At 54.1% G+C, this 15,001-nt stretch carries 12 protein-coding genes; 10 read left to right on the forward strand and 2 right to left on the reverse strand.

What is annotated here, in order from left to right:
- Positions 1-2 precede the first annotated feature (2 nt).
- From ABE504_RS03785 to ABE504_RS03805, 5 genes are all read left to right on the forward strand, one after another.
- Positions 3-773 (forward strand): tyrosine-protein phosphatase, encoded by a 771-nt coding sequence (locus tag ABE504_RS03785; RefSeq protein ID WP_430084667.1) that lies wholly within the window; start codon positions 3-5, stop codon positions 771-773.
- 221 nt (positions 774-994) lie between these two features.
- Complete coding sequence (locus ABE504_RS03790; RefSeq protein WP_430084669.1) at positions 995-2,158, forward strand: glycosyltransferase; 1,164 nt, start codon at positions 995-997, stop codon at positions 2,156-2,158.
- Between the two features lie 125 nt (positions 2,159-2,283).
- A complete protein-coding gene (locus ABE504_RS03795; RefSeq protein ID WP_430084672.1) occupies positions 2,284-3,207 on the forward strand; it encodes an NAD(P)/FAD-dependent oxidoreductase in 924 nt (307 codons plus the stop codon).
- Between the two features lie 21 nt (positions 3,208-3,228).
- The gene (locus ABE504_RS03800) at positions 3,229-3,477 is read left to right on the forward strand and encodes a glutaredoxin family protein (protein WP_430084674.1); all 249 of its coding nucleotides are present in this window, start codon (positions 3,229-3,231) and stop codon (positions 3,475-3,477) included.
- A gap of 120 nt (positions 3,478-3,597) precedes the next feature.
- A complete protein-coding gene (locus tag ABE504_RS03805) occupies positions 3,598-3,867 on the forward strand; it encodes a hypothetical protein (RefSeq protein ID WP_430084677.1) in 270 nt (89 codons plus the stop codon).
- A 49-nt stretch (positions 3,868-3,916) separates the two neighbouring features.
- On the opposite strand, the gene ABE504_RS03810 is transcribed toward ABE504_RS03805, so the two are convergent.
- The gene (locus ABE504_RS03810; protein WP_430084680.1) at positions 3,917-5,023 is read right to left on the reverse strand and encodes a LacI family DNA-binding transcriptional regulator; all 1,107 of its coding nucleotides are present in this window, start codon (positions 5,021-5,023) and stop codon (positions 3,917-3,919) included.
- A 164-nt stretch (positions 5,024-5,187) separates the two neighbouring features.
- Between ABE504_RS03810 and ABE504_RS03815 the strand changes: the two genes are divergently transcribed.
- Complete coding sequence (locus tag ABE504_RS03815; RefSeq protein WP_430084768.1) at positions 5,188-8,319, forward strand: beta-galactosidase; 3,132 nt, start codon at positions 5,188-5,190, stop codon at positions 8,317-8,319.
- A 363-nt stretch (positions 8,320-8,682) separates the two neighbouring features.
- Here the strand turns inward: ABE504_RS03815 and ABE504_RS03820 are convergent, their stop codons facing one another.
- Entirely contained in the window at positions 8,683-8,919 is a 237-nt protein-coding gene (locus ABE504_RS03820) for an AbrB/MazE/SpoVT family DNA-binding domain-containing protein (protein ID WP_430084682.1), read from the reverse strand.
- A 494-nt stretch (positions 8,920-9,413) separates the two neighbouring features.
- Here ABE504_RS03820 and ABE504_RS03825 point away from each other — a divergent pair, with 494 nt between their 5' ends.
- From ABE504_RS03825 to murA, 4 genes are all read left to right on the forward strand, one after another.
- Positions 9,414-11,621, forward strand: a complete 2,208-nt coding sequence (locus ABE504_RS03825; protein ID WP_430084685.1) for a methyl-accepting chemotaxis protein — start codon at positions 9,414-9,416, stop codon at positions 11,619-11,621.
- Between the two features lie 145 nt (positions 11,622-11,766).
- On the forward strand, positions 11,767-12,297 hold the full coding sequence (locus tag ABE504_RS03830; protein ID WP_430084688.1) for a hemerythrin domain-containing protein: 531 nt from the start codon (positions 11,767-11,769) through the stop codon (positions 12,295-12,297).
- Positions 12,298-12,493: 196 nt separating this feature from the next.
- Positions 12,494-13,237 (forward strand): FHA domain-containing protein, encoded by a 744-nt coding sequence (locus ABE504_RS03835; RefSeq protein WP_430084691.1) that lies wholly within the window; start codon positions 12,494-12,496, stop codon positions 13,235-13,237.
- A gap of 19 nt (positions 13,238-13,256) precedes the next feature.
- A complete protein-coding gene (gene murA / locus ABE504_RS03840) occupies positions 13,257-14,549 on the forward strand; it encodes a UDP-N-acetylglucosamine 1-carboxyvinyltransferase (RefSeq protein ID WP_430084693.1) in 1,293 nt (430 codons plus the stop codon).
- Positions 14,550-15,001: the final 452 nt, after the last annotated feature.

Below are 15,001 nucleotides of genomic sequence, written 5' to 3' on the forward strand. Positions count from 1 at the left end.
TCATGATAGACATACATTCTCATATTCTTCCTGGGCTGGATGACGGTGCTTATGACCTCGACGAAGCCTTGCTCATGGCACGTCAGGCTGTAAGCTGCGGCATACATACGATTGTGGCAACTCCCCATCATATGAACGGTAGATTTTATAACAATTGCGTGCAAATCGTACAGTATGTAAAAACTCTCCAAGAACAATTGGACTACTATAATATTCCACTACGCGTTATTGCCGGCCAGGAAATTCGGATTTACCCGCAACTGCTGGAAGAGCTTAATTCAGGCATTCTCTCTTCATTAGGCAATTCCAGATATGTGCTGCTCGAGTTACCGCCAGATCGAATTCCGTCCGTGATGGAAAAAATCGTGAAGGACTTGCTGCAGTCGAACAGAGTTCCAATTATTGCTCATCCTGAACGAAATCGGGAAATCATAGAAAATCCTGAGAAGCTGTTGAAGCTGGTTGAAAATGGCGCACTATCGCAAATTACGGCACACTCATTGCTCGGCAGCTACGGCAAGACCATCATGCAACTTTCGCTTCGCATGTGCAGAAGCGGCTTGGCGCACTTTGTTGCGTCTGATGCGCACGACACGGCGAGATCAGGCTTCGCTCTGGACAAAGCCTATGACGTTATACAGGAGAAGCTTGATATAGATGCGGTACGCTCGCTTCAGCATAATGCCTGGTGTGTGATTCAGGATGTTGCAATCACTGCTGAGAATCCGGTGTGGGTGAAGCCGAAATGGTTTCGAGTATGGAGGACTAGCTAAATTAAACTATACATAATGCGCGGGGATCTTTTCACGGGAAAGGTTGCCGCGTTTTTACTGTGCGATTAAAACCATTTCTATCCATTAATCTTTATGATATTTTTATTTTATTTTAATTAAATCTTAATAAAGTATAGGCAGGCCCCGGTTTTCGTGCTACAATTTTCCTATCTGTTTACAAAAGTTTACATTCTTTCTATGAATGTTAAAGGGGTGCGCTGATGGGAAATCAACCGATCCGGGTTTTGCAGTTCATTTCGAGCATGAATCGCGGGGGACCGCAGGATTTTATCATGTCCATGTATCGGCAAGTGGATCGCAGCAAGCTGCAGTTTGATTTTCTCATGTTTTCTCCCAATCCCTCTGATTATGAGGAAGAAATACGCGCTTTGGGCGGCCATGTTCTGATTCTTTCGAAGGCATCCCAGACAGGGACTGTAGGGTTCCTGCTTCAATTGGTTGCTGCCATTCGCAAGCATGGTCCGTATCAAGCGATACATAGCCATATGGATGTGGCAAGCGGCCCGTTGCTGCTCGCCGCGAGGCTGCTCGGCATTCCGGCACGCATCGTGCAATTGCACGAAGTGAGTCCTCTTCTATCCCTGCGGGAGGCGTATCCGCTGCTGTACCGCCTGGAAGCCCGCTTGGTCAAGCGGCTGGCCAGCCATGTGATCGCAAGCTCGGCCGTTGCAAGCCAACTGCTCTCGGAGCAGTTCGTTCGGCAGCCTCACATGATGCTGTACGGCGGGATTGAGATTGAGCGATATATCCATCTTAAGGCGGGAAAAGGAAAGCTTCGTACGGAGTTGGGCATCGCGGAGGATGAAGTGGTTATCGGGCATTCCGGCAAGTTCACGGCTGCTCAGAATCAGAAGCGTTTGATTGAGATTTTTGAGGAGTTGTGCATACGCGTGCCGCGCGCGCGGCTAGTGCTGGCAGGAGATGGCGCGCTTCGCAAGGACATTCAAGCGCTTATTGCTGCCAAAGGGTTGGACAACCGTGTGCATTTGCTCGGTTCCGAAGTTTGCAGCAAGGAGCTGCTGCAATTGCTGGATGTGCTGGTTGTGCCTGCTTTTCGCGCAGGTGTGCCGCGGATTGTAGTGGAGGCCCAGGCGGCAGGTGTACCTTGCGTCGTTTCGGAAGCGCTACCAAAGGAGGCCTGTGTCGGCGCTGGTTTTTATAAAAATATCCCGCTCGAGTGGGATGTTGCGGAATGGGCGCAATGGATTATGAAAGCGCTCCAAAGTGAAATTGTCCCGGCTGAGCAGCGTGCCGCCGCGTTACGGCGTGCGGGATTTGATCAGGCAGCGAATGCTTCGATCCTGGAAGCTGTGTATATCGATCATACGACTGAGATGATCCCACAAAGTCAACCTTGTTTATAATTATTATAAAAAAGGTTGACTTTTTCTATTCTCATTTTATAATAATTATTATCTGATATACATTCTCATATTTAAGCGTATAGAGTTTCATTTGCGGTTTAGCAAGGAATGGGAGGACAATGGCGATGTATGATGTTATTATTATTGGAGCTGGACCTGCGGGGGCGTCGGCTGCCATTTATACGGCCCGTGGCAATTTGAAAACACTGGTTATCGACAAATCGCCGAACAACGGGGCGCTGGCAATCACGCACAAAATTGCGAATTACCCCGGTGTGCAAGGGGAGCTTACTGGCAAAGATCTGTTGGACAGCATGCGTGATCAGGCGAAAAGCTTCGGCGCCGAGTTCATCCAGACGAATATTACGGCGGTGGACGTTGAGGGCGATACGAAATTTGTTTTTACCGCAGACGGCATGTATGAAAGCAAGGCGATTATTATCGCTACCGGCTCCAAGGGGCGCAACCGGATGCTTCCGGGCGAAGAGGAGCTGCTAGGCCGCGGCGTCAGCACGTGCGCTACGTGTGACGGGGCTTTTTTCGAAGGCAAGACAGTCGCCGTGATCGGAGATTCGGAAGAGGCGCTTGAGGAAGCTCAGGCGCTGAGCAAATTTGCAAGCAAGATTTACTTTGTTGTTCCGCGTCCGGAACTGCAAAACGTTCATCACATGCCTGAACTCGTGAATACGGAAATGCGTTACAAAGCCAAGCCGCTCGAAGTCGTTGGGGACGGGCATGTCGAGGGGCTGCGCATCCGTACAGGTAGCGGCGAGGAAGAAACGCTGAAGGTAGACGGTGTATTCGTTTTCTTATCCGGCAGCAAGCCGGGCACGGATTTTATCGCGGAGCAGGTGCCGCTTGACGAGGAAGGGTACATGCAGCTTGATGCGCTGATGCAATCGCCGGTAGCCGGGGTTTTTGGCGCGGGTGAAGTCCGGCGCACACCGGTCAAACAAGCGGTCGTTGCGGCTGCTGACGGTGCTATTGCCGCTATGGCGGTTGACAAGTTCATTCACAAACGGGCTCAATTGATCCCGCAATACAAATAAGATTGAAGGAGTGTTTTTCCCATGTCTCAAACAGCTCAACCTATCGTTTATTCCAGCACGAACTGCCCATATTGCCAGCAATTGAAGAAATACTTGACGGAACAAGGCGTTGCTTTTGAAGAAAGAAATATCGACCTGAACGATGCGTATGGCCAAGAGCTGCACGATATGGGGCTTATGTCGCTGCCGGTCACGGTGATCGGTGAACACAAGATTCTCGGCATGAACGTCACGAAGCTCAAAAAAGCGTTGGCGGAAGCCGCGGTGTAAGTCAATAGCAGGATCGAGAGCCCTGGTTGCGGAGATGCAGCCAGGGCTTTTTCGTGCATTTCCGCCTGCGGATACAGTATACTAGAGGCTAGACAGCAGGATAGAGAGGTTGGAAGTGAGATGGCGTCCTTTGCGGACAAGTTATTTATGATTTCATTGATTTTGTTAATGGTATCCGTCGTGGTTAGCGGCGTTGGGTTTCAATTTTTGAAGTGGAAATCGCAAGTTGAGAATGAACTAGACGAGGAGCCGAAGTCAAGCAGTGCCCGCAAGAAGGCCGCGATGGATCGTCAGGATAAAAGCTTGAAGCGGATTGGACGGTCGTACTTGTTCTGGATCGCGCTGGGAGGCATGCTGCTGTCGGTTGTGTTGAGTGAGCTGGGGGGGTAAGGGAAGAGGAAGTATGTTCAGTAGATGAACATACTTCCTCTTTTTATATTCACCCCGACTCCCGCGCGATGAACCGGGAGGAGAGCACGATCTTCTCCGCCTGGCGGCCCGGATGCTGCATGCGGTACAGCAGCGTCTCGACGGCGCGGATGCCGAGCGCTTCCTTGCCGAGCTCGATCGTGCTGAGCGGCGGCTGCGCATACACGGCGGCCTCGATATTATCGAGGCCGATCACGCGCGCCTGGCCAGGGATGCTCAGCCCGCGCTGCTTCAGCAGCGGCATTAGCGCCAAGGCGAGCTGGTCGTTGGCGCAAATAAAGCCGTCCGGCATCCCGTCGCCGGACAAGGCGCTGAGCTTGCGCTCAAGCTGGTGCGCCATATGGGGCTGGCCAAAGGCCACTTGCCACTTCTTGAGCGACAGGCTCTCTGGATCATCGGCGCTGCTCCGATGATCCTCCATGGCGAGGCGGCAGCCCCACCAGCGCTCCTTGAAACTGAGCGCGAACGCATCGTCGCCGATGAAGACGATGCGCTTCGCGCCTGCCGTAAGGAGACGCTCCAGAGCCATCGCGCCGGAGCCGAGATTGTTGTTCACGACGCAGTCGACCTCCACGAGCGGCTCTTCATGGTCGATGAGTACGAGCGGCAGCCCCGTCATTTTCAAGGCGACGACGCTGTCGGCGGGAAAGGTGCCAGCCAGCAAGTGGCCGACGCAGCGCGATTTGTTCAAATAAGCGGGAACCTGCAGCTTCTTGTCGTGCTGACTGACGGGGACGATCAGATGATCGTAGCCGTTGTCGATACTGGCCTGTGCGATGCCAGCGAGCACTTTGCCCCAGAACGGATTATCCTGCTGATAGACGGCGTGAATCCAGACGAGCAGGTAGGGCCGGGTTCCTTCGGCATCGGTTGTATCCGGTGTAAGGTCCAGAGGCGGAATATCGGCGGCAATAGAGGCTTTGGGCTGCAGTACGTAGCCCATCGCTTTGGCGGTCTCTTGAATGCGGCGGCGATTGTCTTCGCTGACGCCGGATTTGCCGGACAGCGCCTGCGAGACGGTGTATTTGGATAAGCCAAGGCGGTCGGCGATGGCTTGCATGGATACTTTTTTGGACATGGCTGGAAAACTCCTTACATAGACTAACAAACCAAACATTATATATTGTTTCGTATAAATCGAATAATGTCAATCTGTGTACGGAAAAAAGAGATTGACCGGAGCGCCTTTTTTGCGTAAATTATGGTCACGAATAATAATGTTAGCCTAACAAAACTAACGATTTGCATGCTGCGAATCTACAGGGGGTAATTTCGTTGACCATGACATTGATTTTTTATGACAGCACGTTTCCATACGAAGGGGAGCACCCGCAAGATGAGGCGCTGCGCACGCTGAGCGAAATCGGAACGCTGACGAACGCTGATCAGTTGGCGGCGGCGCTGCAGCAAGGCGCGGACACGCTGGTTCATTTGCATGGGCGGTATTTTCCGAAGTCGGCCTGGTCCGCGATTTTGACGCATGTTCGCGCAGGAAAAGGCTTGGTTACGTTGGGCAGCGCACCTTTTCGTAATCCGGCTTATGCCAGTGGGGATGATTGGCAGCTGGAGCATGAGCAGACGGCGTATCACCAACAGCTCGGCATTCATGAGATGCTGCCGGTCGACAGCACGCCGATTGCGCATTATACAGCAAATTCCGATCTTGCTTTGTTCAGCGGCCGGGAAAACCTTGTAGAGGTACAGCCCACGGTGGGCATGGCGCTGCATGTGACGAGAGCGGACGATCATCCGGGGCAGATCGGTTCGAGCGGGCCGATGGATGCGCATATGACGCCGCTGCTTAAGGGTGTTTCTGGTGAAGGCCGGGAAGTAGCTGCGCCCGTCGTGCTGCTCGAGAATACGAAGGGGGATTTTGCGGGAGGACGTTGGATTTTTGCGAATGTAGTTGTGGACGAGTCATTCTGGAAGCGCGGAGGCGTGGAGCTGCTGGGCGAATTGGCCGAATTTACTTCCCGAGGTGTGACGGAAATTTGGTTCAAGCCGAATTATGCGTGCTACGATCCGGGGGATCGGGCGGCGTTAACTGTGCAATTGCAGACATTATCGCAACGTGGCGGCGGGCAATCGGAGAATGCGACCTGGACGTTTCAGGTTGAGGTCCGCGCTGAGGGCGTAGCTGCGCCAGTCTGGTGTACGGAATTCGCGATGGCTGCCTCCCGCGAGTTGACGTATCACAAAGCAAACGTGCCCGTAGACTTGCAAGCCGGTTACTATACCGCAACCTGCGTCGCTACTTCGAATACTGGCGAGACGCGCACATTCCGTCAAGGCTTCTGGGGCTACGACGCAGAGCTGCTGCGGGAAGGCACGCCGATGTCGTGCGACCGAGACTATTTCTGGAAAGACGGCAAGCCGCTGCCGATCGTCGGCATGACGTACATGACTAGCGATGTGGCGAGAAAGTTTTTGTTTCTCCCGAACGTATCGGTGTGGGATCGGGACATTGCGCAAATGGTCAAAGCGGGCATCAATCTGCTGCGTACGGGCATCTGGTCGGCGTGGCGGCAGGTGATGTTCGTCGACGGGCATCCATATGAAGAGGTGCTTCGTGCGATTGACGCTTTTATTTTGACGTGCAAAAAGCACAGTATTGAAGTGACCTTCAACTTCTTCGCGTTCACGCCGGAGACGTGGGAGGGCGTCAATCCGTATCTCGATCCGCGCAGCGTGGAGGCGCAAAAACGGTTTATTTCCGCCGTCGTGTCCCGCCACAAAGAAACGACGAACGTGCATTGGGATTTGATCAATGAGCCGTCGATGTTCAATCCGCAAAAGCCGTTCGCAGGCCCGCAGTCCGCGCACGATCGATTTGAGCAAGCTGCGTATGTCGCTTGGCTTGAGGAGCGGCACGGCGATATTCGCCTGCTGCAGGAGCGCTGGAATATGACGCCGGAGGAGCTGCCGAGCTTTGCGGGTGTGCGGCTGCCTGACGTATCCGAAATGAACATGAACACGACCGAAACGCTTGAGAAAAAAGGGGGCCCGTGGCTCGATTACACCTTGTTCACGATGGACATGCACAATCGCTGGGCGGATGAGTTGATTGCGACGATTCGGAGCATCAATCCGTCACAGCTTGCGACGGTTGGGCAGGACGAAGGCCTTGGCGCGCAGCGTCCGTCGCCGTTCTTCTATGCGGACAGCGTCGACTATACGACGGTGCATACGTGGTGGCTTATGGATCAGCTCGTTTGGGACGGGATTTTCTCGAAATCGCCGTACAAACCGAGCCTGATTCAGGAAACCGGCATTATGTATGTGGAGACGGCGGATGGCCGGGCGAAGCGGTCGGAGCATGAGCTGCGCAACATTTTGGAGCGCAAATACGCGTATGCCTTCTCGACCGGTGGCGCGGGGGCTGTACAGTGGATTTGGAACATTAATTTCTATATGAATAATGTGAATGAATCGCATATCGGAGCGCTGCGCGCAGATGGTACGGAAAAACCGGAAGCCGACGTCTCCTACGATTTCGGTGCCTTTATGGGCGCGATCCGCGAGCTGTTCGTGGATCGGCAGTTGGAAGAAGTCGTCGCGGTGTTCCCATACTCGAACGACTTCTCCACGCGCAAGCTGGCGGGCGAGGCGACCGCCAAGCTGACGCGCACGCTCGCGTACTTGCTGAACGTACCGTTCCGGGGCATCGGCGAGTATCACTTGGACGCGCTCGCGGATCAGAAGCCGAAGCTGATCATCGTGCCGAGCGCGCACAATTTCAGCGATGCCGCGCTCGGGCAGCTGCTCGAGCATGTTCGCACCCACGGTGGCACGCTGCTGTTTACGGGCCCGCTCGGCCTGAACGAATACTGGACGTGGTCACCGCGGCTCGCGGACATCGTGGGCGACACGGTGCTGAGCAACGTGGTGCGGGAGGAGGCGATGGTACTGCAGGACCGCGTCTATCCGGTGTCCTTCGGCGGCGCGGGCATTGCGAAGCTGAACAAGGAGCTGGTGGTCGCGGCGGCTGGCTTGTCGGAGTCGGACCAGCGGATGTGGAGCTCGCAGCATGGCACGGTGCAGCGCTATGCGCTTGGCGCAGGGCAGCTCATCTGGTGCCCGCTGCCTGTGGAGCTGAACGAGCGCGAGGGTGCGTTGGAGGCGCTGTATACGTATGCACTGCAGGAAGCGGGCGTTCGCGCGGAGCTCGTCTGGCTGCGCGGCGGCGATCTGCCGGGCGTCTATGGCCGCAAGCTGACTTTTGCGCAGGGGGCGCTTTACATTTTCGTATCCGAGTACGGAGTAGATACATCAATCGCAGTGCAGGACCCGGCGACGGGCCGTATGTATGCTTTTGAGCTGGAAGCGGAGCGTACGGTGATGTTTGCGGTTGATGCTGCGGGCGAATTGACTACCGTGTATCGTCCGTCGCAAGTGCAGGTTGAGGTGAAGTAGGTCTGTGCGAGGAGAGAGGCCGGGGTGAGGGGGAGTACATTCGAGGGGGGCGCCAAAAGCCTGCAAATGTGCAGGAATTTCCACCGTCTTCCTCCTCATTCGATGAAATGCCTGCGATTCAGCAGGCTTTTTGGGCGAAAACCCGTCTTGGAGCGGAGTTGGCCCCAGAAAACTGCTTTATCGCAGGCATTTTGCGAAAAACGCCTTTTTTGCGGGAAATGCCTGCCTAATCGCAGGAATTCGCCTGCCGCCCCGAAGGAATTGAGTACACAAATCCATAAACAAAAGAACCTCGGCCCCACCACAAGTGGGGACTGAGGTTCTTTTCCGTTCAGGAGAGGCAAGGCACTTGCGTAATATCAATTAAGCGATTTCATTTATACAGGTTCCGCAGACCAACTTACCTTTGAAGTAGGACATATTCTCGAAATTCCCGCAGAATACGCAGGCTGGGGTGTACTTTTTGAGGGTGATCCGCTCCGGATCCACATACACTTCGATGGCGTCGCCAATTTCGATATGAAGCGTTCGTCTCAGCTCGATGGGCAAAACGATTCGGCCTAGTTCGTCAACTTTTCTCACAATACCTGTCGATTTCACTTGGTTACCTCCCTGGGGCATCTATCACGCAGCTTATTCGTCTTCATTTCGACTGTATTTGTAAGTATTCCACATATGCACTCGAATTCCTTTTATTGACTCGGCGCGATTTGCAAAAAATGTTGAGCAGCAGCGAAAGCCACAATAGATTCATCGCCTTAATGCGCTGCTTGAGGCCTCACTCCAGCTTGAGTCGTTCCTCTAGCGGGATAATCCGCGGAATCGGATCGAAAGGGAGTGTGCGTTTCAGCGGCTCCGTCTGGATCTGTAACATTGTAAATTTTTCGGGAAATTATGTAAATATAACTTACATAGTGTTGGAGGTAGTAGATTATATTTTATGTTAAGTAGTGAAAAAGTCATGAAAATTTCAGTTATTTATCTTGCTTTCTGCTGTAAAGCGCATTAGAATTTCAAAATAAGATCAATGTTATATAAAGTCACAAAAAGTTATATAAAAAGTCACATATAATGTGAACATGGGGGGCTGGAGCATGTTTGATTGGCTTGGTTTTCGAAAAGGGTTGCCGCTCTGGTGGTCGTATCGTCTGAATCGCCATCTCAAGGAGGATGTCGAGCATATTTTTGAGGGCATTGCGAGTACACGTATGGACATCTTACGCACTTGGGTGGAGACGTACTGGTCGCACCTCGACCGGCTGCAAGATCAGCTTGCTGATGCGGCGGCGGGCGCTGCGACCTGGTCTCAGGATGCGTCCGTCGCGGCCAGATTGCTCACGGCTTCGATGAAGAGCGGCGCGGACTTCTCGGAAGTTTTTGTGCTGAATGACCGATCGGCTGTGATTTACTCTACCTATGCCTCTCATGTTGGTAAAGTTTACGAATATGGCAGTGTGCTGGAGAGAGGTCTCGAGGCATCGAAAAAAGGAAGCAAATGCTTATTCGGACCCTTCTCCGATCCCCTTACGCTGACCATTGGTCCAAGCACGTCACCGTTCCATGATGCGATGACGCTGGCGTTTATCTCGCCGATCATGGTCGGCGGCGAGTGGAAGGGCGCCGTGATCGGCCGCGTGCCGAACGATGTGCTCGGGGACCTGATCCAGCGCGAATCCGGGCACGTGTACCCCGATTCCGGCGACAACTATCTGTTCATGGCGAAGCCTGGGCTGAACAAGCAGATCGTGCCGGGGACGGCGCTGTCGCGCAGCCGGTTTGAAGATTTGACGTTTACGCATGGCGACAACTTAAAAGACGGCGTGCGCACGGACTACGGCATCGTTGGCGTTAAGGCGCATACGGAGTTGGAGCTGATTTTTACAGATCCAGCGACAGGGCAGCTGCATCCGGGCGTTGCGGGGACCATTGCGAAAGGCAGCAATGTATTCGTCGAGTTCCCCGGCTATTCGGACTACCGCCACATTTCGGTTATCGGTAAAGGGGTGACGTTCCAGCTGCCGCACTGCCCGGATGTGTGGGGCATGATGTGCGAGGGTGACCTCGAGGAAGTGTACCGGGTTCGCAGCATCGATTGGAAGCTGTTCCGCTTGCACCTCAGCCTGATACTCTTTCATGCAGTGCTGTGCGTCTGCGGCTTCTGGCTGCTCAGCGGCGCTGTCTCCGCGCTTGTGGGAGCGGGCATCCTGGGGGCCGGCAGTCTGGTGTTCGGCTTAGCGGGTGCGAGCCTGATGCGGCGCAAAGGCAGTAAGCCGGTTGCTCGGCATTTGGCGAAAATCAACCAGTTTATCCGCATTAACGCGGAAGGCAAGGGCGATTTGACGCAGCGTCTCAAGGTGGACGAGTTCGCAGGCGACGAGACGCGCGATTTGGCCAAATGGATCAATAACATGATCGATTCCCTGGAAGGCATTATGCTGCAGGTAAAACAGGCTGCCGCTGAGGTTCAGTTGAGCCAGGGGCATATGACGGAATCTGCCGATAATACCGAACAGTCAACGGGACGCATGAGTGTGAAAATCCATGATATGATCCGTTCCTTACGCGGTCAGCTCAAAGATATCGACGTCGCAAAAGATGTCACGCAGAACATGAGCGGCACGCTGCGCGAATTGGAGCAGAAGGCGTCGGCGCAAATTGCGGTCGCGCAGGATGAAGTGGAGCGGATCGGCGGGAAGATGACGGATATTTCCGCGAAGGTGGCGGAAACGAATCAGACGATCCAGACGTTCCTCCAGACGACGCAGGAAATTCCGAAGCTGCTCAAAGTGATTGAGGAAATTTCGGCGCAGACGAATTTGCTCTCATTGAACGCTTCCATCGAGGCGGCGCGCGTGGGCGAGCATGGCAAAGGCTTCGCCGTCGTCGCCGGCGAGATCCGCAAATTAGCCGATTCCACGAAGAAATCGACGGAGGAAATCAATGAGACGATCGGGCATATCGAGCGTCATGCGAAGGAAGCGTTCCTCTCGATGGAGGAAGGCACGCGGGTTGTGACCGAGGGGACGCAGATCGTGGCGGCCGCATCGGAAATCCTGAGTGCGGCGAACGCCCACGATACGATGAAAACCCAGGTCGTCGAGGAAGTCGTCGCCCTGATGGAGAAAGTAGCGGCGGTCAGCAAGGAAAACCGCCAAATCTCCGCCGAGGTCGAGCGCACTGTGCAAGAGCTCGTCCAGGACATGTCGCACGTGCGTCAGACGACGAGCGACGTCGGTGCCATTACCGATTCGCTGCTGCTGCTCGTGAATCAGTTCCATTTAACCGAAAGCCGCATACGCTGACGCGCGATTCATGCGCATGAGAGCTGCCCCTTCCCGCATACAATGTTAATGCGGAATTGGGGCAGCTTTTTACATAAGATCAGGCATGCGTGAAGAGCTGATACACGCCGGTTTGTTGGACGAAATGAAAGAAGGAGGTTGTCGAATGAATGACCGTTTGAGCATTCAAACGAACCGGGCGGGGCTTGTGCAACAGCGGGATTTTCGGGAGCTGGCCCAGCGTTTGAAGGAGGAGCATGTGCAGATGCGTGAGCAGCTGGTTGAGATTCGCGCGATGGCTTCCGCCCTGTTCTCCCTTGACGATTGCTCAATTGGCATGTGCAAGCTGATCAAGCTGCAGGATGCGATTCTCTGCTTAATCGAAGAGCTGGAGCAGCATTCCGAGTGGGAGGACCAGGAGTTGTTCCCGAGCTTGCAGTCGTATTTGCATCCGACGATGGCCATGTCGGTGGCGAGATCCATCATTGTGCTGGAACAGGACCATGACCTGGCGAAAAGAGTCGTGCAATCCTACGTCAACGGGGTCAATGCGATGCGGGTGCCGATCGATGAAGATTTTTTACATGTGATGGCCTCAGAATTGTTGACGGCTTGTCTCTTATTGCTTAAGCATTTTACGTTGGAGGAGGAGTTGGTGTATCCGCTGCTGGATCGGATCGTGGAGCAGATTTCTTGAAGGTTGATGACATGAACGAGGTGTGGGGCTGGCACTAAGCGAATAGCTTGGGGCGGCCTCTTTGTTGTTTTTTCAATAGAGAGCCATTATTCCGGCATGTTGTATCCCCTATGAGGAAACTATGAGTCATCCGTTAGTGTAAAATGATTTTAATAGGCGAAGGATTCAGCTATGATAATGAGAGTAGTGAAAGGTCATGTTCACCAAGACAAGCCCTGACATCGTAATGGAGGGAAGACATCTGGAAAACTTTGCATGCCTGTATGTGGTTCGAGGCGAGCCTTATCAACCGGGCACCTGCGTGAATCTTAGCGAAGAGGAAACGTATGTGGGCCGGATTTCCAATCAATTGACGCCGGACGTGGCGTTTACCAATGCTTTTATTTCCCGGCAGCATGTCGTTATTCGCAGAGAGCAGGAACGTGCAGTGCTGTACGATTTGGGCAGTCGTCACGGGACGGAGATTAATGGTGATCGGGTTACGCCGAACGTGCCGTATCCTTTAAACACGTCGGATATCATTCGACTGGCGGGCGGGATGACCGTGCTGCATTTTTCGTATATGTTTGCCGAGCAGACGCTCGAAATTGAGCCGCTGAGCATTACACGAAGAATGAATGTGCCTGAGCTCGAGACGGCAGTGCATTGGGAGAAACGGGAGTGTGTGGTGGAGGGCAAGCGGATTCCGATGTCTGAAAAAGAATACCTGCTGCTCCGTCTCCTTTATGACCATGCGGACAGCCTTGTGCCGCTTGAGGAAATTAAAGCCGGCGTATGGCCGGAGCGATCGGCCGGCGCCCAAGGTGCCCCCGATGTCACGATGGAAGAATTGAATGCGCTGGTGTACAGAGTCCGAAAAAAATTTGGGAAAGACACCTTTCTGATTAGCGCTGTGCGTGGGAACGGGTACGTGCTCGAATCGGCGCTGAAATCGTCCTAATGAAAGTAGGAATCACGAGATGAAATATATACAGACCGAGTATTCCGGCCCGTTGAACGGGCAAGTACGCATCCCTGGGGCCAAGAACAGCTCGCTCGCTTTGCTGGCCGCGGCTTGCCTAGCGGATGATTGCGTGACGCTGGAAGGCATTCCGCAGATTGACGATATTCGCATCATTGCGGAGATCGGGCGCGACATTGGCATGAAGCTGCAATGGGAAGAGGGACAAGTCGTCGTGGATCCGCGCTGGATTCACAGCGCTGTTATCGATCCGGGCAAGGCGTCCAGCTATCGGGCGTCTTATTATTTTGCAGGCGCGCTGCTTGCCAAATTCGGGAAAGTGACGATCGGGTTCCCAGGCGGCGACGATTTCGTTGCAAGGCCGATTGATCAACATATGAAGGTGTTTCAGGCGCTTGGCGCCAAGGTGGAATTACATAAAGATTACTATGTCGTCGAGGCGGCCGAGCTGAAGGGCGCGGATATTTTTTTCGATACGCTGACATCCGGGGCGACGATTAACGCGATGCTGACGGCTGTGCGGGCCAGAGGACAAACGCGGCTGTTTAATTGTGCGGTCGATCCGGAGGTTGTGGATACGGCTGCTTTTCTGAACCGGCTAGGTGCGCGGATTTACGGTGCGGGAACGGATCACATTCGGATCGAAGGCGTGTCGTACTTGAATGGCGGCCTCCATACGGTCATTCCGGATCGGCTCATTGCCGGAGCGTTTCTGATGGCGGCGGGATTGCATGGCGGGCAAGTGACCGTGACGGATGTCATCCCGGAGCATCTTGGCGCGACGATTGCCAAGCTGGAGGAGATCGGGCTGCAGGTGGAATGCGGCGAAACGCATATGACCGCTTACGGCACTGGTCAGCTAAAAGCGGTACGTGTTCGCACGGGGATGTATCCGGGCTTTGCCACGGATCTGCAGCAGCCGCTCACGGCACTGCTGCTGCAGGCGAAGGGCAAAAGCATCGTGACCGATCGCGTATTTCCGAAGCGCTTCGCCCATGTGCCGCAGCTTCGGAGACTCGGCGCCGAGATTGAAGTGAGGCAGGAAAGCGCCTTTATTCGCGGCGGCCTTCCGCTGCATGGCGGCTGGGTGCATGCGACGGATGTGCGCGCCGGCATCTGCCTTGTGCTTGCCGGTTTGGCGGCGGAGGGAACCACTCGCATCACAGGTGTCGAGCATATCGAGCGCGGCTACGAGGATGTCGTCGGCAGCTTTCGGGCGATTGGCGCGGGGCTGGCGATACGTGAGATGGACGAGCGGGAGTGGACGGGGCAAATGCACGAGCATGGTTAGGGTGCGTATAGGGGTAAGTGATTCTTGCGATGATGCAGGAATATTCCGCGAAAAAGGCTTGCTTGGACAACATCACGGTGAGAGCTGTGGGGGAAGAAGCTGTAACGGTTGTGACAGGGCTTATTGTCCCGAAAAGCGGGCGACATTGATTCTAACGGATGCCATGAGACTGTCGATTAATTGTGGACAGCTTTATCCGTGAACGGACACACGCAGAGAATGTATATGATTTTTNNAAACAATTAATCGACAGCCTCGCTGTAACCGTTGGAGTTTGAAAAGAAGGATTTTCGGCCTAATAGCCGCTGTGGCAACTGTTAGTGTCAGTAACGTGCCGTCGTCGTCCAACGCCTTGTTCTCACACTCGTTACCAGATTTGCAGGCTTTGCTGACTGATCTGCATGTGCCATACGCAAAAGCACCGCCCCCATAAGGGCAATGTCATTAAGTTA

The sequence above is a fragment of the Paenibacillus oryzisoli genome (genome assembly GCF_050467285.1).
Taxonomy (GTDB): domain Bacteria; phylum Bacillota; class Bacilli; order Paenibacillales; family NBRC-103111; genus Paenibacillus_E; species Paenibacillus_E oryzisoli_A.